This is a genomic window from Roseivivax sp. CAU 1753, assembly GCF_054482575.1.
In genome coordinates this window covers 21,653-41,094 of sequence record NZ_JBTLRF010000013.1, presented here as the reverse complement: position 1 = coordinate 41,094, position 19,442 = coordinate 21,653, and the positions used below count along the sequence as shown (strand labels likewise).

Sequence of the window (19,442 nt, the reverse complement as noted above, 5' to 3'; positions counted from 1 at the left end):
TCTCCAAATCATCCGCCGACCGGGGCGAGATAGCTTTCCATCATGCTGCCGGCGATCATGTACCAGCCGTCGATGAGTACGAAGAAGATTACCTTGAAGGGCAGCGATACGAGAACCGGGGGAAGCATCATCATTCCGGCGCTCATGAGTATCGATGCAACGATCAGATCGATCGCCACGAAAGGCAGATAGATCAAAAAGCCAATAGTGAAGGCGCGTCTGAGTTCCGTGATCATGAAGGCGGGCACCAGCGAACGCCACGAAGTCTCTTGCGCCGTTTCAAAACTTTCGACCGCGTCGCGGCCCTCTGAACGGGCAGCGATTCCCTCGAAGAGCGCAAGGTCTTTGGGCCGCGTATTCTCGAACATAAAGACTTTGAAGGGGGTGCCGATGCGCTCTACGGCCTGTTCTTCGGTGATGGTGTTTTCGAGAAGCGGCTCCAAACCGCCTTCCCAGCTGTCTTCCAGAACTGGTTGCATCACAAAGAAGGTCATGAACAACGCCATCGCCGACAAGACCATATTTGGAGGCGTCTGGTTCAGGCCCAGTGCAGATCGAAGAATCGAGAACACGATCACGAACCGAGTAAAGCTTGTCATCACCACCAGAAGACCCGGTGCAACGCTGAGCACGGTAAACAAGGCGATGAGCTGAACAATGCGGCCCGTGAGTTCGGCGCGTTCGTCCGACCCGGCGGGTGCATCCGAGAGCACGTCGGATAGAGTATCCAGGAGCCCGCCCGATTCCTGTGCCATCGCCGGCCATCCAGCCACAAGTATGGCGGCGGTTAGCAGCAGAAACGGGAGAGCTGAAGGACGTGACATCAATCAATCATGGCCGATGTGTTCGCGGACGATTTCCGTCAGCGAAACGCCCAACCGTTCGCCGGCAAGCTTGACCAGTTCCCCGCGTGCCACGGTCTTGCTGTTGACGACGATTCGAACCGGTTCGCCGATGCGCTGCTCAAGTTCGATGACGGATCCTCTGGACAACTTCAGCAAGTTCGAGATCGGCATCTTGCTGTCCCCAAGCACGACCGTGACTTCGAGATCCACGTTCAGCAGAGCCTCGATGCTGTGTCCGCGATGCTCCTTCGACTGGCTGTCGCCAGTATATGACGCACTGCCCTCGCTTGTGCCCAGCTCAGGAAATGCAGTGTCCTGCTTGTCCTTGGTGTCGGTCCCAACAGTAGTATCGGCGGTCACGTCGGATCCAGATTGTTGCTCCGGCGAAGGACCATCCTGTTTTGTCGCGTCATCCATGTTTTTGTTTCAACTCCTGTTTGCCGAGGTCGGACTGCTCTTGTGTCTCTTGCAGAAGCGCCAAGATTTTTTCGCAGACCTTGTCGAACCCAAACTCCATGAAACCATCGTCCCAATCGACACGACACTCCCCTTTCGAAAGCGCGGCGTCCGAAGAAATTTGGATCCGATTGCCAACGCCCAACTTTTCAGCTTCGCGAAGTATCATGATTTCCAGATGTGGTGTGTCGAGGACGCTCAGCTTGATAAACAGTCTCGCAGAACCGAGCGCCAGATGTAGATGCGAAAGGATTTCCGAGCGGAGACGATCTTGCGCGAACTTTGCCTGCACATTCGGCACAACTTTCTCAAGCACGGCATGAGCCAACGACACGACCTCGCGTTCAAGCTTTGCGCGGTGCAGCGCCTCAGCTCCCATCAGGCTGCTCAATTGTGCACTAAGCAACTCCAAGGCGGCCAGGTGCTGGCGTTCTGCTTGTTCGACCGCGTCGCCATGGGCGGTCCGCCATCCACGATCCTGACCTTCGGAAAAGGCGGTCTCCCTGGCGCTGTCGAGCGCGGCTTGAAGTTCGCTTTCGGTGTAGAGGCGTTCAGGCGCAGGGCTTTCACCGCGCTCGATTTCGAGTTCCTGATCGAAGTCTCGCTCGAATATGTAACGCGCGCTGTTCATGCTTCTGCAAGCCAGTTCTTCAGCACACGCATGGATTCGTCAGTTTCAGCGTCGACAAGGTCGCCCACCGACTGAACGCGGCGCTTGCGAACGCCACCGCGCACCGACGCGAGCGTGATCAGATCGCCCGGTTCATCATCGTAAAGCAGTGCGTCGATGGAGGGTTCAATCCTTTGGACCCTGCCATCGTTGATGATCGATTGCCTCGATGGGTTATGAACGATCTGCGGCATCGTATTCTGGGCCGGGAGGGCCTCCGCTGCCGGCGGCGCGTCAAGAGCGGCTGCATCGGCATCTTCGCTCTTGTCAGGCAACGCACGTCGAAGGGCAGGGCGGACCGCGAGGAAAAGCACGGCCAATACAACGGCAAGACCAAAAAGACCACGCAGCATTGTGTTGCCGTTGCGCGCAAGAAAGTCGCCAAATGCAGATTGGCTCATCTGGATGCCGTCTTGCTCGAACGCCACAAACTCCATCGACTCAACGGAGATGAAGTCGCCTCGGGTTTCATCGAAACCGACGGCTGACTGGACGAGGCGGTTGATCTGCTCAAGTTCTACTTCCGTCCTGTCCCGATAAGTCGGCACACCGTTTGCGTCGGGTACGTAAGTGCCGTTGACCAGTACAGCGATGGAAATCCGCTCGATGTCGCCGGGTTCGCGAACCGTCTCAGATGTCGTGCTGCCGATCTCGTAGTTAATGACTTCGTTTGTTTGGCTGCTGCGATTGGAGGAACGCGCTGAATCGGTTCCTCCGCCAAGTTCGGGCGGGATGTCATTTGCGACACCGACCTCACCCGGCGCGGCTTCGCTGCCTTCCCGCTCTTCCGCAGTGCTTTCCGTGGACCGGACAACTTGCTGATCGGGGTTGTAGCTTTGCTCGCGGATGACCTGGCGTTCCGTGGTCAGCGCCACGCTGGTCTCGACGCGAATATTGTCTGCCCCCAGGCGGGCGGCAAGAAGTTGGCTGACGCGCTTGGATAGTCGTTCCTCAAGGGTCGATTGCATGCCTGCGATGGAAACGTCGCCGGGCGCTTCTCCATCATCGGACATAATGGTTTCACCGTTCGCGGAAAGAACGGTGACCTGACTTGCCGCCATATCGGGAACCGCAGAGGCAACCAATGCGCGGATGGACATGGCTTGCCGGCGAGAAAGTGAGTACCCAGCCCGACTTTTTATGATGACGGACGCGCTGGTCTCTGGCCTTGAGTTCGAAAACGCCTCGCGCTCGGGCAGAACCAGATGAACGCGCCCAGCTTCGACGCCTTCGATCGTCTTGATGGAGCGCGCGAGTTCACCTTCCAGCGCCCGAAGCCGGTTCACCCTTTGCATGAAGCTGTTCATGCCCAACCCGCTTGCGTTGTCGAACAACTCCCAGCCAGGGGCTCCTTGTGCCGGCAGCCCTTGATCGGCGAGGGCCATGCGTGCCCGGGCAACGTCAGGTTCTGAAACGCTCACAACGCGCCCTGAGCTGTCCAGCGACACATCGAACCCGGCTTGCTCAAGAGTGGAAACGATGCGGCTTGCCGAGGCCGGTTCAAGATCGCCGTAAAGTGGGCGATAGCTTGGTGAGAAGACCGAGCCGACACCAAAGAAAACCACCAGAAGCACGGCAAGGCCGGTCGCGGCGAGCGCTGCCAATCGCGGCCTCCCAAGTGCAAAAAGGTTTTTCTTCAATTCTTGCACGCGGTCCTCTGGGGCAGGTTTTTCTTGGGGTGACTTGCTTGGTGCAAGCAAAAACAAGTTCTGCACACTTATAGCTTGCAGGTCAAACAAATATTGTTCAAGATTAGACAAGAATAAAATGCGGGTGTGGTATGGAAAACGACGACGAAAGCGACGGCACGGCTGCGAAGCCAAAGCGCGGGCGGATCGTGATCGCCGCGGTCGTTTTGTCGTCGCTGGCCGCTATTGGGGGCGCGGTTGTCGCTATCGGTCCGGATCGTATGCTTGCCATGGTGACAGGCGCGGCTGACGAAGGGTCCAGCAAAGATCCCGAGAAGACTGAAAGTGACGGCGAAACCGATGCGCCGAAAGACAGCGGGCTGGTCGAATTGATGCCTTTCGATGAGATGATCGTAAATATCACCTCGGTCACAGCGACAGGCCGCCGAACGTCGCGCTTTCTGAAGGTGAACATCGCTTTGGCGATCAACCCCGAGGCGGAGGGCGTCGAGCGCCTCGTGCAGCGCAAGATCTTTATCCGTGACGCCATGCAAGACTTCCTGCGCCAGCTTCACGAAGATGATCTGGCCGGCAGCGCCGGAGTTGCGCTTCTGAAGTCCGAGTTGCTGCGCCGCGCACGGATCGTGGCGGAAACAGAAGCACCCCGAGAGGTGCTGTTCGCAGACCTGGTGATCCAATGAATGTCGCTGAGCCAAAACGGTACGCCATCGAAGAGGACATCATCCGCGCCGCTGCGGAAAACATCGAGCGCCTGCCGATGCTGGAGCGAATATTCGATCGACTGGCGCAGGGGCTTGCCGGCTCACTGCGCTCATTCAGCGGTATCCAGGCTGAAACCAGCATTATGGGCGTCGATTATAAGACGGCAGGCGATATTATCGGCCAGATAGATGCCGCTTGGCTGACCGCAATTTGCGACGCAGACCAGTGGAGCGGACAGTTCCTCGTCGCACTGGAGCCAAAGCTGCTTTTTTCCCTTCTGGAAGTGCTGCTTGGTGGGCGTTCTGCGGCACCGGCCGAATGGAGCCCAAGGACCTTCACCTCAATCGAGAAACGGCTCGCGCAACAGGTTACCGAGACTATACTTTCAGAGTTGGAAACAGCCTTTGCGCCTATCGATAAGGTGCGGTTTTCGCTGGCTCACTTTGAGAGCAGTCCGCAGGCGTCAATGATTGCTCCAGCCCAAAGCCCGGCAACGTCGGTGGCACTCTCGATTGATCTGGACGGGCGTGGAGGCGCCGTGATTTTCATGCTGCCCCATGCTGCGCTGCACCACACCCGGGAGAACCTATCGGTGCTCTCCACCGGCGAGAATATAGGCCAGGACGACGAATGGCGCACCAATATTCAAGGCGCGATTTCTGAGACAAGTGTGAAGCTTACTGCAATTTTGCGTCAAATGAACGTGCCGCTGGGCGAGATGCTGACCTGGCGTCGCGGCCAAGTGCTGGATCTTGGGGTGTCTTCCGAAGACGAGATCCAGTTGGCCACGAGCGGACGGGTTGTAGCCCGCGGTTCCGTCGGGCGGCGAAGGTCAGGTTCTACCGCGGTTCGCATCACCAGCGTCAATCTTGCATAGAGGAGAACAATACCATGGTCGGAGAGTTCATAGATATCGTCATCGTCGCGCTTCTGGTCGTCGCGATCGGCTTCGGTATGGTTCTTGACCGACGTGTTCGTCGATTGACGAATGCCCTCCGTGAATTGAAACCGACGGTCGAAGATTTCTCGATCGCGGTTGATCGGTCCGAAGATTCCGTCTCCGCATTGCGGTCCGACTTCGAGCCGGATGCCATCCCTGCCGCCGCGCCCAAAGCGGAACAAGAGATGGACCGCCCGAGCAGTTTGCTGTCCTTCAGATCGCGCCGGGTGGAGACGCCAGTTCCGCCAGCCAAGCCCAGCGGGGTCAAAAACGTGGACGGCAAGGCCGACCTCGTCCGTGATTTCTTTGAAACCGCGCGGAGTCGTCAGGCATGAAACTGACAAGGTCACAATGCCTGTTGGCGTTGTTGGGGTCGACGGTAGTGCTGAGACTGGCGATCTCGACGTTGCCCCAAGGTGAAGCGACATCGCCGCCAACCACACCGAGCAGTGGGTTTGTTGGATGGGCAGAGGCTGCCGAGAGCGACGACGATCCCGCCCCGAAGTCCCGGGAGCCGGCAAGTGTAAGCAACATCTTGGCCAATGGCTGCGAAATACCGGAGATGCTCCTCGATACGATCAAAGAGGAACAGGCCTTGATTCAGGCAGAACGTGTCCGCCTCGAAGAGCGCGCGGTCGAGATTGCGATTAAACAAGAAGCGGTTGATGTGAAAGCCGCACGTCTCGAAGAGCTACGTCAGGAACTTTCTGGTCTGCTTGAGCGTGCGGAAGCCCGCCAAACGGCCGATCTGGACCGGCTGGTCGCCCTCTATTCAGCGATGAAGCCGGCGGACGCAGCGCGGATCATGGACGACATGGATCTTGAAGTGACTGTTATGGTTCTTGGGACCATGCGGGAACGGGATGCAGCACCGATCTTGGCGGATCTGAGCGATATCCGTGCCCGCGCAATTTCCAAGATCCTGCTCGAACGGGCGCAATTGCCAGGCGATCAGGACCTCAGAGGCATCAAATTGCGCTAAGACCGCGATCAATTGTCACGAGGCATCGACGCGATCGGCGGCTTGGTCGAGATGTTCTTTTGCAGCTCGAACACATAGCGGATGATCTCGGCCACGGCGCGCCAATGATCCTCCGGAATCCGGTCAGAGACCTCTACAACAGGATAGAGCGCGCGCGTCAGCGGCTTGTTCTCGATGACGGGAATATCGTTTTCCTGCGCGATCTTTCGGATTTGCGCGGCCATCAGATCGGCACCCTTCGCAACGCAAACTGGGGTCGCATCGACGCCCTGCTCGTAGCGCAATGCGACTGCGAGATGGGTCGGGTTTGTCAGGATGACAGTGGCCGTCGGCACGCTCTTGGCGAATTGATCACGCAGGCGCTTGCGGCGGATTTCATCTCGGCGACGCCGGATTTGCGGGTCGCCGTCGGAATCCTTCATTTCGTCACGCAATTCCTTGATCGTCATGCGTTGTTTCTGATGCCACTGATAACGCTTCCAGAGAATGTCCAAAATGGCCAAGGGGACTAGCAATGCTGACGTCCACAGAAACACCTTCGCCACTTCATGCAGAAGCAGCGGCGGAAGCGCCTCTGGTGAGAAAGCCGAACCGCGCCAAAGTCTGGTCACGGCTGCATTGGTGATGAAGGTGCCGATCGCGGTCACGGTCGCTATTTTCGCGAGGTTCTTCGCGAATTCGACCAATGTATCTTTCGAGAAGAGCCGCTTGAGCCCACCGATAGGCGAGATTTTCGACAGTTTCGGGCGAATGCGTTCTGAGGATACTACGACTTCGCCTTGGATCAGCACTCCGAAGATTGCCAGAGCGATCATGACGCCAAACACCGGACCCAAGATGACCGCGACGGCAAAAAGGAGGTGGCGCATCAAGTTCCCGGTATCGGCGACCCCTTCTGCGGCTGTTCCGATATTAACGGTGCCCGAGATTGACAGGTAGAATGAGAAGGCCTCAGCCAGTTGTGGACCTGTGGTCGGTAGAATGAGCGAGGCGAGCACGAAAAGAGACAGCGCAATCATCATGTTGCCTGGCTCTTTGGAACTTGGCACATCGCCTTTTTCGCGAGCCTTCTCGAGTTTTCGCTCGGTCGGTTCTTCGGTGCGATTGTCGCGGTCTTCGTCATTCTCGGCCATGTGAGCCCCTTAGAACTTTAGAGAGCCGAGCCACTCGGCAAGCGCGCTGATGACGCCTGACAAGAGCGATGGAACTGCAATAGCCAAAACCAGTAGGCCGGAGCCAAGCAGCACTGGCATTGCAACAAAGAAGACCGGCATCGTTGGCATCAACCGGTTGGCCAAACCCAGGCCAACTTGCAGGACGACGGACAGAACGTAGAACGGCGCAACGATTGAAATGCCGACGTAAAAGCTTGTGGCGGTAGCTCCGACGATCTGATCAGCGAGATCGCCGGGCATAATGCCGCCCACCGGAAAAACAACATACGACCGGATCAGTGCAGAGATGATAACGTGATGGAGGTCAGTGGCGAAAATCAGTGCGGTCCCGGCAAGCATCAGCGTTGATGCGACAAGGGTGGCCCCCTCGAATGCACCCACGCTGGGCGATAGGGCGTTGGCGAGGCTCGCCATCATCCCGATCTGGTATCCGGCAAAATCCAGTGCGCTGAGAACAATGCGCGCGGTCAGCCCGAACCAGAGGCCAAGCGTCACTTCGGTCGCTAACACTGCCAGCACTTTGGCCTGCGATGTTAAATCGAGGGGACCAATAAGGAGGGCAGGGGAGAGCGCGATGGAAAGCAACAGCGCCAATGCGAGGCGATGGCGGACCGGAATGCTGCTTTCTCCAAAGCCGGGCATGAACATGAACACGCCGCCAATTCTTGCGAACACCGTTGCAAAGCCTAGGATCTGTGATGTCAGAAAGTCGGACAGATCCATATCAGCTGCCTATCTGCCCGACTGTGCGCAACAACGCCTTCCGATGCACCTCTGCATGCGAGAGAACGGGCGTCGCTGGACTAACGCGTTCAAGCATCGAACGAATGTACCCGCGGAGCTCCGCGGATACCAAAATCGCTGGCCACGTATTGGATTGCGCATGCGACTGGATCTCCCTCCGCGCGTCTAAAAGGAAATCCTGAACGCGTTTTGGGGACATGGTAAATGTTGTCTCGTCTCCACGAGTGGTCAGCGATTCCAGAAGCTCGCGCTCCCAGGGTGGGCTAAGCCCAATCACCGGCACGAACCCGTCAAGTCCCTGCATCGTCGAACAGATCTGCTTGGAGAGCCTTTGCCGCACGTGATCCAGAATTTTCCGTTCGTTTTGTGTCGAACGGGTGGCTTCCGCAATGGCCTCGATGATCAGCGGCAAGTTCCGCACTGAAATCCGCTCCGCCAGCAGGCTTTGCAGCATCCTTTCCAGCATGATCACCGGGTTCGGGATCGACAGATCCGTCAGGAGTTTTTGATAGTCGCGGTCAAGCCTGTCGACGGCCGCTTTGGCGTCTGAGAAGGTGACGAGTTCCGCCATATGGTCCTTCGCGATTTCAGTGAGATGGGTCGTCAAAACGCTTTCGGGGTCGACAACCGTCAATCCGCGATCTTCGGCGATGCGAGCATTTTCGGCATCGACCCAAAGCGCTTCCAAACCGAAGGTGGGGTCTTTTGCGGGGGTTCCCGCGATCCCTTCGGGGCGTTCGTCAGGCGTCAGCACCATGCACCCGGTCGGACGTACCTCACCTTTCGCGGCTTCGACCCCGTGTACCAGAACGCGGTACTCGTTGAGTGCGAGGCTGGATTCATCGCGAATACGCACCGTCGGCAAGACGAAGCCGTATTCGCGGGCGAAAAAGCCTCTCAAGCTCTTGATCTTGCCCGGTAGCGCAGCATCCCCACTGTCAGAGAGGGGGATCAAGGCGCTGCCAAGTTCAAGGCAAAGAGCATCGACCTTCAGCGATTCCTTCAGCGCATCTTCTTCGCTTAGGGGCTGAGCGATATTTGCACGAAGTTCCTCATCCGACGCGGTCTTCTTGGCGGTGGCATCGACGCGCTGCATGTGAACGCCCAGCCCGGCCAGGAGAACAGCGAGCAGGGCAAAGATCGGCAGAGGGAAACCAGGCAAAAGACCCATCAAAATGAGCAGCGCTCCCGACATGTAAAGTGCCTTGGGAAACCGGCCCAACTGTGACAGGACGACTTCATTGGTCGCACCGATGGTACCGCCCTTGGTGACGATCAGACCCGCGGCCAGCGAGACAATCAGTGCGGGGACCTGACTCACGAGACCATCGCCGATTGTCAAAGTCGTATATGCACTCGCTGCGCTACCAATCGACATGTCGTATTGAAGGATGCCGATCAGAATTCCGCCGACGACATTCACAAGCGTAATGATAATTCCCGCGACCGCATCGCCCCGAACGAATTTCGATGCACCGTCCATCGCCCCAAAGAAGCTGCTTTCGTTCTCAAGCTGACGTCGCCTGGCTTGGGCCTGTTTCTCATCGATCAACCCAGCGCCGAGATCGGCATCGATGGCCATCTGCTTGCCCGGCATGGCATCGAGTGAGAAGCGCGCCGATACCTCCGCAATCCGCGTGGAACCCTTGGTGATTACGATGAAATTGATCACCACCAGAATGATGAAAATCACGATCCCAATGGCAAACGAGCCGGCCACGATGAACCGAGAGAACCCCTCGATCACGCCGCCGGCCGCGCCGCTGCCTGTGTGGCCTTCCGACAGGATCAGTCGCGTGGATGCAACATTAAGTGACAATCGAAGCATCGTGACCACAAGAAGAAGAGTCGGGAAGGAGTTGAATTCCAAGGGTTTCTGGATCCAGAGCGCTACCATCAGGATCAGAACAGACAAAGACAACGAGACCGCCAGTCCGAAGTCCAGGAAGGCCGGTGGCAGCGGAACGAACAACACTCCGAGGATCAGCGTGACCGCGATGGCAAAAGCGACATCGCGGTTGGCGAGCCCGTGCTCTAGAGCGGTTGTCCGGTGTTCAGGGGATGACAGGTCTGACATGAGTTCAATTGCCCCGCGCCAAAATTGGTAGGATTGGCTGAAGCTCGTAGTGACCGTAGGGTGTGAAGCGGGTGTCCGTTCCGCCTCCGCCGGTGCTCCACAAAGTCTTCACCTTCGAGGTCTGAGGCTGTGCCTTCGGTTGTACTTCTCGCACTGATGTCGTCGCGGATCTCGACGCCAATGATCGAAATGCTTCGATCCGCTCATTTGCGACGGCGATGTTGCGCTGCGCGCGCCGCGAGTAAATGGCCCGCTTTTCTGGCGTCCTTGAATGGTAATTGCCAACCGCGAGGTTCCAGTCGCCGCTTTCTTGATACAGGCGCCGCAGGAACCGCGCCGCGTAGTCGATGTTACGGGCGGGATCAAACCCGCCCTCAAGGGTCGAGAATGCTTTTGGATGCCAGCGAAGATTGATCTGCATACAGCCGACATCAATCGACTGCACACCGTTGCGTTGTTCAGATCGCACAAAATCCAAGGCTTCCTTTCGCGTGTTGAAGATTCGACCCCGGCCTTCCGAATTCACCGCATAGGGCCAAACTGTCAGAACGCCTTTGCGCTTTGTCCCGGCCTCTTGCAGGCCAAGCCCCAGCAAAAGGTTATTTGGTATCCCGTGGCGCGTCTGGGCGGCCAATATCTCGGCAATACACACGCTTTCGGGCGGGCGCGCGCCGCGTCCGTAGCTAGGTTGCGCCGGGTCAGCACGCTGTATCGGTCGGTAGAGTTCACGCCATGCGTCAGCAGGCCCCGGCAAAACAAGCCCGAGGCAGATCAGGGCTATGCCGAATGTCACAAGCGAGATCCGCACCGTCACAGACCGCCACTGGCGATTGCATCAAAGCCCTTTTCGGACAAAGTGGCCAGCGTCGCATAAATGAAGGGGGTGCTCGCCACGAGGGTCAGGAAGATCACAATGATCTTCGGCACGAAGGTGAGCGTCATTTCCTGGACTTGCGTAAGCGCCTGGAACAAAGCGATCACAAGGCCCACGACAAGCGCCACAACAAGCACCGGAGCCGAAGCGATAATGACCACCCAAAGCATGTCGGATGTAAATTCATAGACTTCGGTTTCGGTCATCGCGCCATCCTTCAGATCGGCATCCGCATGATTTCTTGATAGGCTTCGACGAACTTGTCCCGAACGGATACGGCGAGTTGAACCGTCTGTTCGAGTTCGAGTGTGGCCTGCACGATTTCCTGGGTCGAATGGCCGCCGGCCAACCCGGACGTCATGACGTTCTCTGCGCTCTGAGCATCTGCGATCGCGTTTTTGCCCGCCTCGGCAAGAACATTGGCGAAGTCCTGACCAACGGGTTGGGCCGTCTCCGGCTCCTGAGCGGCTGCGGGCATCTTTTGCAGCGTGCGATATGCGCCAAGTGCTGCGTTGGTTGAGAAGACTGTGTCGCTCATTTTGGTTCGGTCACTTCAATAAATCGAGGATACGGGTACGCATTCGGCGTCCCGCTTCGAACATGTTCATGTTGGCCTCATAGCTTCGTGATGCCTCCCGGAGATCCGCCATTTCCAAGAATGTGTTCACGTTCGGCACTTTCACGAACCCATCCGCATCCGCACCGGGATGCGATGGGTCATGCCGAAGGTCGAAGTCGCCTTGATCGCGACCGATGTCGCTTACCTCAACCATGGATGCGCCGACCTCACGGTCGACCATTTCGGCGAATGAGATGGTTTTTCGGCGATAGGGATCTGCGCCGGGCGTCGTGCCGCGCGTATCGGCGTTGGCTACGTTCTCTGCCACGACCTTGATACGCGTGCCTTGTGCGAGCATGCCGCTGGCTGCGATCGACGATATAGATTTGAGCGGGTCCATGTTGCCGCCTCCTTGGCTTTCTATCTGCGCCCGGTCGTCGCTAGGGTAAGCAATTGATGAGCTTTCCGGTATAGGTCGGTGGCCAACTGGTATCCGTCTTCGATTTCGGTCGCCTTGATGATCTGCTGTTCAAGTACGACCGTGTTGCCGTTGATGCTCTTCTCCCAAGCCGTTTCGTCCGCGATGACCGCAGCGGCCGTATATGATCCCAAATTTCCCGTAAGATGTCCCGCCTGCGTCGTCGCGAGGCTCGTGCTGATCGTTGGCCGTTCTAGCAGCTCTTCAAATGGTACGACGTCCTGTGCGCGGAAGCCGGGCGTGTCGGCGTTCGCGACATTTTCCGAAACGACCTGCTGGCGCTCGGCCAGCCAGTTCAGGCGCTTTGACGCAAGGTCGAAAAGCGAGATCGAATCAAAATTCATGCTCTTGCTCCCATGTCCGCCAAGGATTAACATGGCTTTAATCCTTCGTCTATACGAGGTTGTTCTTGCAAATGTCCATTTCTAATCTTGCTTCCGCTGTGAGGGAGGTGACTACTGTGCGCTGCGTTGGCCGTGTAAGCGAGGTGGTCGGCCTGCGCGCCACCGTGGTCGGGCTTGAGCGGATATTGGGGGTCGGGTCACGCTGTCGCATCCGCAAGGCAAGCGAGTCCGTTCTTGGCGAAGTTGTTGCGGTCGACCGGCGCGGATCGCATCTGTTGCCGTTCGGCGATTGGACCGGCGTCGGTCCCGGTGCCGAAGTCGAGCACCTTCCGACTCATGGTGGCATTCGGCCGGGACGAGGGTGGATCGGGCGTGTCATCAATGCCTTGGCAGAGCCGATCGACGATCGTGGTCCGTTGCCGCAGGACGCACCGGAAAAGCCCCTTCATGCGAGGGTTCCATCGCCATTCAAGCGTCGCGCAGTCGGTGCCCGGATTGAAACCGGCATAAAAGTGGTGGACGTTTTCGCACCACTTTGCCAGGGGCAGCGGATGGGGGTCTTCGCCGGTTCGGGGGTTGGGAAATCAACACTTCTATCCATGATGACGCGGCAGGCTGAAGCGGATGTAGTGGTTGTCGCGTTGGTTGGCGAACGCGGTCGCGAGGTCCGGGACTTCATTGGAAACGCTTTGGGCAAGGAAGGAATGGCGCGTGCCGTTCTGGTCGTTGCCACCGGGGATGAAGCACCGCTAATGCGGCGGCAGGCTGCCTTGACGGCGACAAGCGTCGCCGAGGCGTTCCGCGATGCGGGACAGAACGTCCTTCTTCTGGTGGATAGTGTCACAAGGTTTGCTCATGCACACCGTGAAATCGGTCTAAGCTTGGGCGAGCCACCAGCTGCACGCGGCTACCCCCCGACAGTCTTCTCCCAGCTTCCTCAATTGCTGGAACGCGCCGGGCCCGGTGGGGAAGGGCAGGGCAACATTACGGCGCTCTATACGGTCTTGATGGATGGCGATGATCCCAATGACCCGATTGTGGACGCCGTTAGAGGCACTTTGGACGGTCATATCCTACTTTCTCGACGTGTGGCAGAGCGCGGGCGCTTTCCTGCTGTGGATATAGAAAAAAGCCTATCAAGAATGCTGCCCCATTGCCACTCGACGGCGGAGAACGAACTCATGCTTGAACTGCGTCGCGCCATTTCCCGCTACGGAGAGATGGAAGACTTGGTTCGGCTTGGGGTATATAAGTCGGGGACCGATGCTGTTTTGGACCAATCGATAAGGATTGCGGAACGCGCAGAGGAATATTTTCAACAGAGTATTGAAGCCCGTGTCCCTTCGAAAGAAGTCTTCACGGCGATTGATAGCCTATTGAATGAATGCAAAAAATAGCGCGCACGATCTCCGACCATCTTCTGCGTGTTTGCCAATACTAGGCAGCGTTGTTCTGAACAAGTTCAAGGTGCGCACGTGGTATGGATATTTCTATGCGGTCTTGCGTGTCGCTAAGTCGTTTGTAAAAAAACCCGCCGCGCGCCTGAGCGATCAGACGTTCAGCAATTGCCAAGTCAAGGCTCATCTCAGAGCCTCGCTTCGAGTCAAGCGCCTCAAATGCCCTATGAAAAACTTTGGCCTCCAGGACGGACACTGCCCGTTTCCCGCGTGTGTCGACGAACAATTCGATTGAAGCCGTGTATTGCTTGACCGTGATGTCCACCTTGCCGTCAGGAAATGCGTCATAGCAATGCCGGAACACAGCGGTGAGTGCGTTAGAAAGCGCATCGCCATCGGCCAGCACCGCGACTCGGGTGCCATCCGGCATGTGAACCGTCGGTCTGCTTTGAGGTGACCATTCGATATTGTTGGTCGCAGAAAAGAGGATGTCATCGAGCGGCAGGACTTCTGGAGCGTTCTGGCCTGAGCGCCGCTCGGTTTCAGATATATCCAGCACCCTGTCCACCATCCCCAAGAGTTGCTTGCCGGACTTGCGGATTCGACCGGCATGGGTGGAAATGTTCTTCTCGAATTCAGCGGCGTCTTCGGGGTCGCATGCCTCAAGCATTCTCTTGTAGCTCGCAATTTTGGACGGCTGCTCGATAAACGACAGATACCCCAACAAGATCGCAAGTGGGGTGCGCAGTTCGTGACTCATTCGATCGAGGAATAGGGATTTTGCGCGGCTCCCCGCTTCGGCAGCCTCCCTGGCTTCCATCAATTCAGAGATATCTACACGAAAACCGACGATGCTGCCGTCCGTCAGGCGGCGTTCGAAAACTTTGAGCCAACGCCCATCTGCCAAGCGCTGAACGACGGAGTGTTCGGCGCATTTATGCGCCGCCAAACGTTGATCGAGCCATTCCTCTTCGCAGCCGATTGCGTCGAGGTATTCGCCATGATCAATTCCATACTGGATGATGTCTCTAAAAGTCGTACCGGCGACCATTTTTTTTGCGGATCTCGGATAAAAACGCCGATACGCATCATTACAGATAACCAGCCGGTCCTGCGGATCATAAATTGCAAATCCGTCGGCGATCCCATCGATGGCTAGCCGCAATTGCTTTTCGGCAAGCTGACGTGCATCAGCGGCACGATAAAACAGCGTGAGTGTGACGAATGCCATAGCACCAAGCAAGCTATAGGTGATCCAGGTAAAAACCGCGTTTGAAGGTGAAACCGGCCAGCCGGAAGCTGGGACGACTGACATATTCCACGTTTCGCCGCCCGGAACTTGAACCGGAACGTTCAACGGGTCCTTCGCGTAAACGCTTGGCTCGCCAAATATCGGCCACGACGTCTCGGTCTTGTAGACTGCAAAGCTAAGGCCCAGTTCCCGTGCGGTGTCTTCAGCGTGGCCGAAGATCGCCGAGAGTGATCCCACAACGGAAATCACGCCCCAGATATTGCCGCTATCAAACTCCGAAACGGGGACTCGTGCGATTATTCCCCGACCGCCCTGAACAAGCTCAACTGGATCGGTCAGCAACAAGCGGCCACTCTTTTTGACTCGCTCGATCATTTCACGCTGCTCTGGGACGTCGCGATAATCCACGCCTACCACATCCTTGTTGCGTTCGTAGGGATAGGTGAAACGCACGATTAAATCGGACGAGGCCGCGATATTGAGGATTTCCAACTTGTGCCCGGCGCTTGCGTCATCCTGAATCACGCGGGAAACGATTTTTGAGAACACGTCCTGGTCGATGTCCGGGTCGCGCGAGATCGCCGCCGACACTCCATTTGCGACTTGTGCAAGGCTTTGAAGATCACGTTCCAATTCCATGCGGATCAACTGTGCGTCGTCACGAAGCTCCAGCCGAACCTGTGTTCGTTCTCGTTCGAGCAGGAGATTGTTCGTGAAGAGGCTCGCTGCGATGACCGCGCCGATGCAGGCCAATGCCGATAGTGCGTAGCGTAGGTGGGTCTTGCGACCAGTAAAAGCCATGCCAGATGTCCTCAATAATCGCGTTTTTTGGTTTGATTGCGATTCTGGCACAACCGTGGATTGTTTCGAATGAAAATTTCGGTGGTTTGCAAAAGGTTGGTCAGATGTTGCTGTTCTTCAACGAATGGTGAGCTACCCCCAAAAATTCGGACACTGACGTAAGCTAGGCTCCAGACTCGTTAATTTTCAGAGCCAGAAGATTACAGCCGCTGCGAGGGCGACGGCGGACATGAAAACTTTCGGGCATCTGTCATAGCGGGTCGCGACGCGGCGCCAGTCCTTGAGCTTGCCGAACATGATCTCGATACGATTGCGCCGCTTGTAGCGGCGCTTGTCGTATTTGGCGGGCTTGCCTCGGGACTTCCGGCCCGGGATGCAGGGCTTTATGCTCTTGCCCTGCAGGGCTTCACGATACCAGTCGGCGTCATAGCCCCGATCGGCCAACAGCCATTCGGCCTCAGGCAGGCTGCTCAGCAGGGCCGCCGCACCGGTGTAGTCGCTCACCTGGCCGGCACTCATGAAGAACTTGATCGGGCGCCCGTTCGCGTCCGTGACGGCATGCAACTTGGTGTTCATGCCACCCTTCGTCCGCCCTATCAGTCTGCCACGCCCCCTTTTTCAACCGCAGGCTCGAAGCCGAGCGGTGCGCCTTGAGATAGGTGGCGTCGATCATCACCGTCTTCCGGTCTGCGGCCTCGGAAGCTAGCCCCTCCATCATCCGGGCGAAAACGCCCATGTCGCTCCAGCGTTTCCATCGGTTGTAGAGCGTCTTCGCAGGACCATACTCCGGCGGCGCATCGGACCAACGCAAGCCATTGCGATTGATGAAGATTATCCCGCTCAAGACCCGCCGATCATCGACCCTCGGTTTGCCATGACTCTTCGGAAAGAACGGCCGCAGCCGTGCCATCTGCTCGTCGCTCAGCCAGAAAAGATCGCTCATCATGCCCCCATCAGTTCGGGAGCATGAATCACGCCGGCAAGATGGTCACAAGCCGATTAATGGGTCCAGACCCTAGGTCCAGTACATCATTGGCAAGCACCTTATGGGGAGAACCTGCGCTGCTCTACGCGCAGATCCGACGAATGCCTTGAACGAACCAAAGCTTGCCTCTAGATGTTTTTAGATATACATAGTCCGATGTTTATCCGCGCCTGAGAGGTCAACATGCAAGTTGCCAAATGGGGGAACTCCCTCGCCGTCCGGCTGCCCGCAGAACTTGTGCGGGAACTGGGCCTAAAGGAAGGCGATCAGATCGACCTGGTAAAGGACGATGGAACCATTCTGGTCAGGCGCCAACCTCGCGCCGATGAAGTCCTGCAAGAGCTAAGGCGGTTTCGCGGAAAACTGCCCAGGGACGCGCGTCTAAGCCGCGACGCCGCGCATGAGCGCTGAATTCGCTGACACGAATGTTGTGCTTTACCTGCTTAACGATGGCCCAAAGGCGGATAGGGCAGAGGATATTCTGGGGCAGGGACCTCGGATCAGCGTCCAGGTCCTCAACGAAGCGATGGTCAATTGCCGGCGGAAAGCTGGGCTCAGTTGGGAGGATACTGGAGCGTTTTTCGAGGGTATCCAGTCTCTGTGCCCGGTCGAGGACCTGACGGTTCAAACCCATCAAGTGGGTCGCGCGTTGGCAGAGAAGTACCAGCTATCGGTCTATGACGCGATGATCGTGTCTGCCGCACTGATAGCCGGGTGCACGACCCTGTGGAGCGAGGACATGCACGACGGATTGTTCATCGAAAACCGGCTGCGCATCGTCAATCCATTTGCCTGACCACCAACCCAAGTCGTTCCGCTCGTTCGAGCAACATCTTAACAGAGGACGGTTGCCAACTTGTCCGTCCACGTGGTGTGCGCTCACGCATTGACTCCAGCCGATCACAGATCGCATGAAGCGTGATGTCCGGGTCCGCGCCCTTGATGCCGGCCACGATAGCGGGCAGGCGATCGTCGGATTCGCGGCGTCCGGCGCGGCCCAGCACATCACCGGGCAGAAACCCGTCGCGGACAAAGGCTTTCACAGCACGGAGTAGGCGGCTTTGGGTCCAGTGCCGGTCGTGGGGCAGGGGGCCATTAATGATCCGCAGCACGTCTTCCCAAGCCATATCGGGGCGCAGGCGGCGCACATGGGGCAGCAAATCCTGCGCGGTTTCGTTCAGGCGCTCCATGTAGCCGTCCTGTCGTGCCAGCCGCACCTTGCGCAGCGCGGCGGGGTCTTTGGTGCGAAGCCCAGGATTGCCACCAACGCGCCCTTTGGCGCGCGCAGAGGCGAGCCCGGCCTTTGTGCGCTCACGTATCAGCGCGCGCTCGAACTCGGCCGCGGCGCCCAGAACCTGCAATGTGAATTTTCCTTGAGGGGAGGCGGTGTCGATTGGATCCTGCAGCGCGCGGAAGGAAGCTCCTTTGGCCTCCAGACGCTCGATCACCTCCAGCAAGTGCGACAGAGACCGCGCAAGCCGGTCGATCCGCACAACGACCAGCATATCGCCGCTCTGGACGCGTTCGAGCACACGCGCGAGCACAGGACGCGCGCGATTACCGCCTGAGGCGTGCTCTTCAAAGATCTCGGCACAGCCCGCAGATTGCAGCGCCTCGGACTGGGGCAGGGGGGTCTGATCCTCTGTGAAAACGCGGGCATAGCCTATCAGGGGCATGAAAACGGGCCGTTTGCAATTTCACATACGGCCAATAAACGACCGACTACGCGTGATGGTGTCGTGATATCTGGGCTAGCGCCGCTCAATCGTCTTTCTCTCACCTTGACATTGGACCTCCTGCAAATGATATATCTAGCTAGATAGCTAGCTAGGTGAAGTGCTATGTGGACAGTTCAAGATGCGAAAAACAAGTTCAGTGCGGTTGTCGATGCCGCGCTGGCAGGGACGCCCCAAGAAGTCACACGTCGCGGCAAGCCTGCGGTGGTCATCCTGTCTGCGGATGAATACCACAGGCTGGTTGATGGGGCCGTGAGAGCGCGCGAGAGCTTTGCGGAGCATCTGATGGCCTTTCCGGGGGGTGATGTCGAACGAGCTGAGGCGAAGCCGCGGGACGTATCCTTCTGATGTTTCTACTCGATACCAACGTCATTTCAGCGGTCCGCCGCCCGGACCGTGCACCAAGGGTGGCTGCCTGGTTGCAGGGTAAATCGGAACAGGATCTTTTCCTGAGCGTCATCACCATTGGCGAAATCGAGCGCGGCATCCGCCAGCAGGAGGTGCGCGATCCCGGTTTTGCGCGCGATCTTCGTTCCTGGCTTGATCGGACCGTCCTGCTGTTTTCTGACCGATTGTTGCCGTTCGATGCCGAGGACGCACGCATCTGGGGCCGGTTGTCGGCAGAGATCGGTCACGCAGGCGCTGATCTGATGATCGCGGCCTCGGCGCTGCGGCATGCTGCAACCGTTGTCACCGGAAATGTCAGTGATTTCGCGCCGACGGGGGTGACGATCGAGAACCCGTTCTAGGGTGCGGTTTGTTGCAGCAGGGCAGGG

24 protein-coding genes are annotated in these 19,442 nt (G+C 57.6%); 9 read left to right on the top strand and 15 right to left on the bottom strand.

Translation table 11 applies throughout. The annotated features are described in order from the left end of the window. Window positions 1–8: 8 nt before the first annotated feature. The 4 genes from fliP to fliF all read right to left on the bottom strand — a co-directional run bounded on the left by fliP (window position 9) and on the right by fliF (window position 3,620). Window positions 9–755, bottom strand: coding sequence for a flagellar type III secretion system pore protein FliP (gene fliP / locus ACXYMN_RS18270; protein WP_459015333.1), 747 nt, complete (start codon window positions 753–755; stop codon window positions 9–11). Window positions 756–827: 72 nt separating this feature from the next. Next, the gene (locus ACXYMN_RS18265; protein WP_459015331.1) at window positions 828–1,262 is read right to left on the bottom strand and encodes a FliM/FliN family flagellar motor switch protein; all 435 of its coding nucleotides are present in this window, start codon (window positions 1,260–1,262) and stop codon (window positions 828–830) included. Beyond that, window positions 1,255–1,932: a FliH/SctL family protein gene (locus tag ACXYMN_RS18260; RefSeq protein ID WP_459015329.1), complete on the bottom strand. Its 678-nt coding sequence runs from the start codon at window positions 1,930–1,932 to the stop codon at window positions 1,255–1,257. The genes ACXYMN_RS18265 and ACXYMN_RS18260 overlap by 8 nt, the downstream gene beginning before the upstream one ends. After that, complete coding sequence (fliF, locus tag ACXYMN_RS18255; protein WP_459015327.1) at window positions 1,929–3,620, bottom strand: flagellar basal-body MS-ring/collar protein FliF; 1,692 nt, start codon at window positions 3,618–3,620, stop codon at window positions 1,929–1,931. The genes ACXYMN_RS18260 and fliF overlap by 4 nt, the downstream gene beginning before the upstream one ends. Window positions 3,621–3,751: 131 nt before the next feature. On the opposite strand from fliF, the gene ACXYMN_RS18250 reads away from it, so the two are divergent. The 4 genes from ACXYMN_RS18250 to ACXYMN_RS18235 are packed head-to-tail and all read left to right on the top strand — an operon-like array spanning window position 3,752 to window position 6,244. Then, on the top strand, window positions 3,752–4,300 hold the full coding sequence (locus ACXYMN_RS18250) for a flagellar basal body-associated FliL family protein (RefSeq protein WP_459015325.1): 549 nt from the start codon (window positions 3,752–3,754) through the stop codon (window positions 4,298–4,300). After that, window positions 4,297–5,199 (top strand): FliM/FliN family flagellar motor switch protein, encoded by a 903-nt coding sequence (locus tag ACXYMN_RS18245; RefSeq protein WP_459015324.1) that lies wholly within the window; start codon window positions 4,297–4,299, stop codon window positions 5,197–5,199. Before ACXYMN_RS18250 ends, ACXYMN_RS18245 begins: the two co-directional genes overlap by 4 nt. Before the next feature lie 14 nt (window positions 5,200–5,213). Beyond that, window positions 5,214–5,597 carry a flagellar motor switch protein gene (locus tag ACXYMN_RS18240; protein WP_459015322.1) on the top strand — a complete coding sequence of 128 codons (384 nt, stop codon included), beginning with the start codon at window positions 5,214–5,216 and terminating at the stop codon, window positions 5,595–5,597. Next, on the top strand, window positions 5,594–6,244 hold the full coding sequence (locus ACXYMN_RS18235; protein WP_459015320.1) for a MotE family protein: 651 nt from the start codon (window positions 5,594–5,596) through the stop codon (window positions 6,242–6,244). Before ACXYMN_RS18240 ends, ACXYMN_RS18235 begins: the two co-directional genes overlap by 4 nt. An 8-nt stretch (window positions 6,245–6,252) precedes the next feature. Here the strand turns inward: ACXYMN_RS18235 and ACXYMN_RS18230 are convergent, their stop codons facing one another. The 8 genes from ACXYMN_RS18230 to flgB are packed head-to-tail and all read right to left on the bottom strand — an operon-like array spanning window position 6,253 to window position 12,528. Then, complete coding sequence (locus ACXYMN_RS18230) at window positions 6,253–7,377, bottom strand: EscU/YscU/HrcU family type III secretion system export apparatus switch protein (RefSeq protein ID WP_459015318.1); 1,125 nt, start codon at window positions 7,375–7,377, stop codon at window positions 6,253–6,255. A 9-nt stretch (window positions 7,378–7,386) separates the two neighbouring features. Beyond that, the gene (locus ACXYMN_RS18225; protein WP_459015316.1) at window positions 7,387–8,142 is read right to left on the bottom strand and encodes a flagellar biosynthetic protein FliR; all 756 of its coding nucleotides are present in this window, start codon (window positions 8,140–8,142) and stop codon (window positions 7,387–7,389) included. Window position 8,143: 1 nt separating this feature from the next. Next, window positions 8,144–10,240, bottom strand: coding sequence for a flagellar biosynthesis protein FlhA (gene flhA, locus ACXYMN_RS18220; RefSeq protein WP_459015314.1), 2,097 nt, complete (start codon window positions 10,238–10,240; stop codon window positions 8,144–8,146). 4 nt (window positions 10,241–10,244) lie between these two features. After that, window positions 10,245–11,033: a lytic transglycosylase domain-containing protein gene (locus ACXYMN_RS18215; RefSeq protein WP_459015312.1), complete on the bottom strand. Its 789-nt coding sequence runs from the start codon at window positions 11,031–11,033 to the stop codon at window positions 10,245–10,247. A gap of 17 nt (window positions 11,034–11,050) precedes the next feature. Beyond that, a complete protein-coding gene (gene fliQ / locus ACXYMN_RS18210) occupies window positions 11,051–11,320 on the bottom strand; it encodes a flagellar biosynthesis protein FliQ (RefSeq protein WP_459015310.1) in 270 nt (89 codons plus the stop codon). 11 nt (window positions 11,321–11,331) lie between these two features. Then, the gene (locus ACXYMN_RS18205) at window positions 11,332–11,652 is read right to left on the bottom strand and encodes a flagellar hook-basal body complex protein FliE (RefSeq protein WP_459015308.1); all 321 of its coding nucleotides are present in this window, start codon (window positions 11,650–11,652) and stop codon (window positions 11,332–11,334) included. A 10-nt stretch (window positions 11,653–11,662) separates the two neighbouring features. After that, a complete protein-coding gene (flgC, locus tag ACXYMN_RS18200) occupies window positions 11,663–12,073 on the bottom strand; it encodes a flagellar basal body rod protein FlgC (RefSeq protein WP_459015306.1) in 411 nt (136 codons plus the stop codon). A 20-nt stretch (window positions 12,074–12,093) separates the two neighbouring features. Next, window positions 12,094–12,528, bottom strand: coding sequence for a flagellar basal body rod protein FlgB (gene flgB / locus ACXYMN_RS18195; protein ID WP_459015305.1), 435 nt, complete (start codon window positions 12,526–12,528; stop codon window positions 12,094–12,096). A 38-nt stretch (window positions 12,529–12,566) separates the two neighbouring features. Between flgB and ACXYMN_RS18190 the strand changes: the two genes are divergently transcribed. After that, window positions 12,567–13,892 carry a FliI/YscN family ATPase gene (locus ACXYMN_RS18190; protein WP_459015391.1) on the top strand — a complete coding sequence of 442 codons (1,326 nt, stop codon included), beginning with the start codon at window positions 12,567–12,569 and terminating at the stop codon, window positions 13,890–13,892. A 40-nt stretch (window positions 13,893–13,932) separates the two neighbouring features. Here ACXYMN_RS18190 and ACXYMN_RS18185 read toward each other — a convergent pair whose 3' ends face one another. Together ACXYMN_RS18185 and ACXYMN_RS18180 are read right to left on the bottom strand one after the other, a co-directional pair. Continuing rightward, the gene (locus tag ACXYMN_RS18185) at window positions 13,933–15,945 is read right to left on the bottom strand and encodes a sensor histidine kinase (RefSeq protein ID WP_459015303.1); all 2,013 of its coding nucleotides are present in this window, start codon (window positions 15,943–15,945) and stop codon (window positions 13,933–13,935) included. 186 nt (window positions 15,946–16,131) lie between these two features. Further along, window positions 16,132–16,888, bottom strand: a protein-coding gene (locus ACXYMN_RS18180; protein ID WP_459015389.1) for an IS5 family transposase whose coding sequence is annotated in 2 segments (ribosomal slippage) — window positions 16,132–16,558 and window positions 16,557–16,888 — 759 coding nt in all. Because the reading frame shifts where the segments join, the coding sequence is not laid out codon by codon here. Window positions 16,889–17,113: 225 nt separating this feature from the next. Here ACXYMN_RS18180 and ACXYMN_RS18175 point away from each other — a divergent pair. Both ACXYMN_RS18175 and ACXYMN_RS18170 read left to right on the top strand, forming a co-directional pair. Then, window positions 17,114–17,341 (top strand): AbrB/MazE/SpoVT family DNA-binding domain-containing protein, encoded by a 228-nt coding sequence (locus tag ACXYMN_RS18175; RefSeq protein WP_459015302.1) that lies wholly within the window; start codon window positions 17,114–17,116, stop codon window positions 17,339–17,341. Beyond that, entirely contained in the window at window positions 17,331–17,726 is a 396-nt protein-coding gene (locus ACXYMN_RS18170; RefSeq protein WP_459015300.1) for a PIN domain-containing protein, read from the top strand. Before ACXYMN_RS18175 ends, ACXYMN_RS18170 begins: the two co-directional genes overlap by 11 nt. Here the strand turns inward: ACXYMN_RS18170 and ACXYMN_RS18165 are convergent. Then, on the bottom strand, window positions 17,710–18,606 hold the full coding sequence (locus ACXYMN_RS18165; RefSeq protein ID WP_459015298.1) for a recombinase family protein: 897 nt from the start codon (window positions 18,604–18,606) through the stop codon (window positions 17,710–17,712). The two genes, ACXYMN_RS18170 and ACXYMN_RS18165, sit on opposite strands and share 17 nt — an antisense overlap. Before the next feature lie 165 nt (window positions 18,607–18,771). Here ACXYMN_RS18165 and ACXYMN_RS18160 point away from each other — a divergent pair, with 165 nt between their 5' ends. Together ACXYMN_RS18160 and ACXYMN_RS18155 are read left to right on the top strand one after the other, a co-directional pair. Further along, window positions 18,772–19,014, top strand: a complete 243-nt coding sequence (locus ACXYMN_RS18160; RefSeq protein ID WP_459015296.1) for a type II toxin-antitoxin system Phd/YefM family antitoxin — start codon at window positions 18,772–18,774, stop codon at window positions 19,012–19,014. Further along, window positions 19,014–19,415, top strand: a complete 402-nt coding sequence (locus ACXYMN_RS18155) for a PIN domain-containing protein (RefSeq protein ID WP_459015294.1) — start codon at window positions 19,014–19,016, stop codon at window positions 19,413–19,415. The genes ACXYMN_RS18160 and ACXYMN_RS18155 overlap by 1 nt, the downstream gene beginning before the upstream one ends. Window positions 19,416–19,442: the final 27 nt, after the last annotated feature.

Coding starts and splice junctions, on each gene's coding strand:
- ACXYMN_RS18165 (WP_459015298.1), bottom strand. CDS start 18,606: ATGCCCCTGATAGGCTATGCCCGCGTTTTCACAGAGGATCAGACCCCC.
- flgB (WP_459015305.1), bottom strand. CDS start 12,528: ATGTTAATCCTTGGCGGACATGGGAGCAAGAGCATGAATTTTGATTCG.
- fliQ (WP_459015310.1), bottom strand. CDS start 11,320: ATGACCGAAACCGAAGTCTATGAATTTACATCCGACATGCTTTGGGTG.
- ACXYMN_RS18160 (WP_459015296.1), top strand. CDS start 18,772: ATGTGGACAGTTCAAGATGCGAAAAACAAGTTCAGTGCGGTTGTCGAT.
- ACXYMN_RS18225 (WP_459015316.1), bottom strand. CDS start 8,142: ATGGATCTGTCCGACTTTCTGACATCACAGATCCTAGGCTTTGCAACG.
- ACXYMN_RS18245 (WP_459015324.1), top strand. CDS start 4,297: ATGAATGTCGCTGAGCCAAAACGGTACGCCATCGAAGAGGACATCATC.
- ACXYMN_RS18265 (WP_459015331.1), bottom strand. CDS start 1,262: ATGGATGACGCGACAAAACAGGATGGTCCTTCGCCGGAGCAACAATCT.
- ACXYMN_RS18230 (WP_459015318.1), bottom strand. CDS start 7,377: ATGGCCGAGAATGACGAAGACCGCGACAATCGCACCGAAGAACCGACC.
- ACXYMN_RS18170 (WP_459015300.1), top strand. CDS start 17,331: ATGAGCGCTGAATTCGCTGACACGAATGTTGTGCTTTACCTGCTTAAC.
- ACXYMN_RS18240 (WP_459015322.1), top strand. CDS start 5,214: ATGGTCGGAGAGTTCATAGATATCGTCATCGTCGCGCTTCTGGTCGTC.
- ACXYMN_RS18155 (WP_459015294.1), top strand. CDS start 19,014: ATGTTTCTACTCGATACCAACGTCATTTCAGCGGTCCGCCGCCCGGAC.
- ACXYMN_RS18250 (WP_459015325.1), top strand. CDS start 3,752: ATGGAAAACGACGACGAAAGCGACGGCACGGCTGCGAAGCCAAAGCGC.
- ACXYMN_RS18190 (WP_459015391.1), top strand. CDS start 12,567: ATGTCCATTTCTAATCTTGCTTCCGCTGTGAGGGAGGTGACTACTGTG.
- flhA (WP_459015314.1), bottom strand. CDS start 10,240: ATGTCAGACCTGTCATCCCCTGAACACCGGACAACCGCTCTAGAGCAC.
- ACXYMN_RS18235 (WP_459015320.1), top strand. CDS start 5,594: ATGAAACTGACAAGGTCACAATGCCTGTTGGCGTTGTTGGGGTCGACG.
- flgC (WP_459015306.1), bottom strand. CDS start 12,073: ATGGACCCGCTCAAATCTATATCGTCGATCGCAGCCAGCGGCATGCTC.
- ACXYMN_RS18185 (WP_459015303.1), bottom strand. CDS start 15,945: ATGGCTTTTACTGGTCGCAAGACCCACCTACGCTACGCACTATCGGCA.
- ACXYMN_RS18205 (WP_459015308.1), bottom strand. CDS start 11,652: ATGAGCGACACAGTCTTCTCAACCAACGCAGCACTTGGCGCATATCGC.
- fliP (WP_459015333.1), bottom strand. CDS start 755: ATGGCACAGGAATCGGGCGGGCTCCTGGATACTCTATCCGACGTGCTC.
- ACXYMN_RS18260 (WP_459015329.1), bottom strand. CDS start 1,932: ATGAACAGCGCGCGTTACATATTCGAGCGAGACTTCGATCAGGAACTC.
- ACXYMN_RS18175 (WP_459015302.1), top strand. CDS start 17,114: ATGCAAGTTGCCAAATGGGGGAACTCCCTCGCCGTCCGGCTGCCCGCA.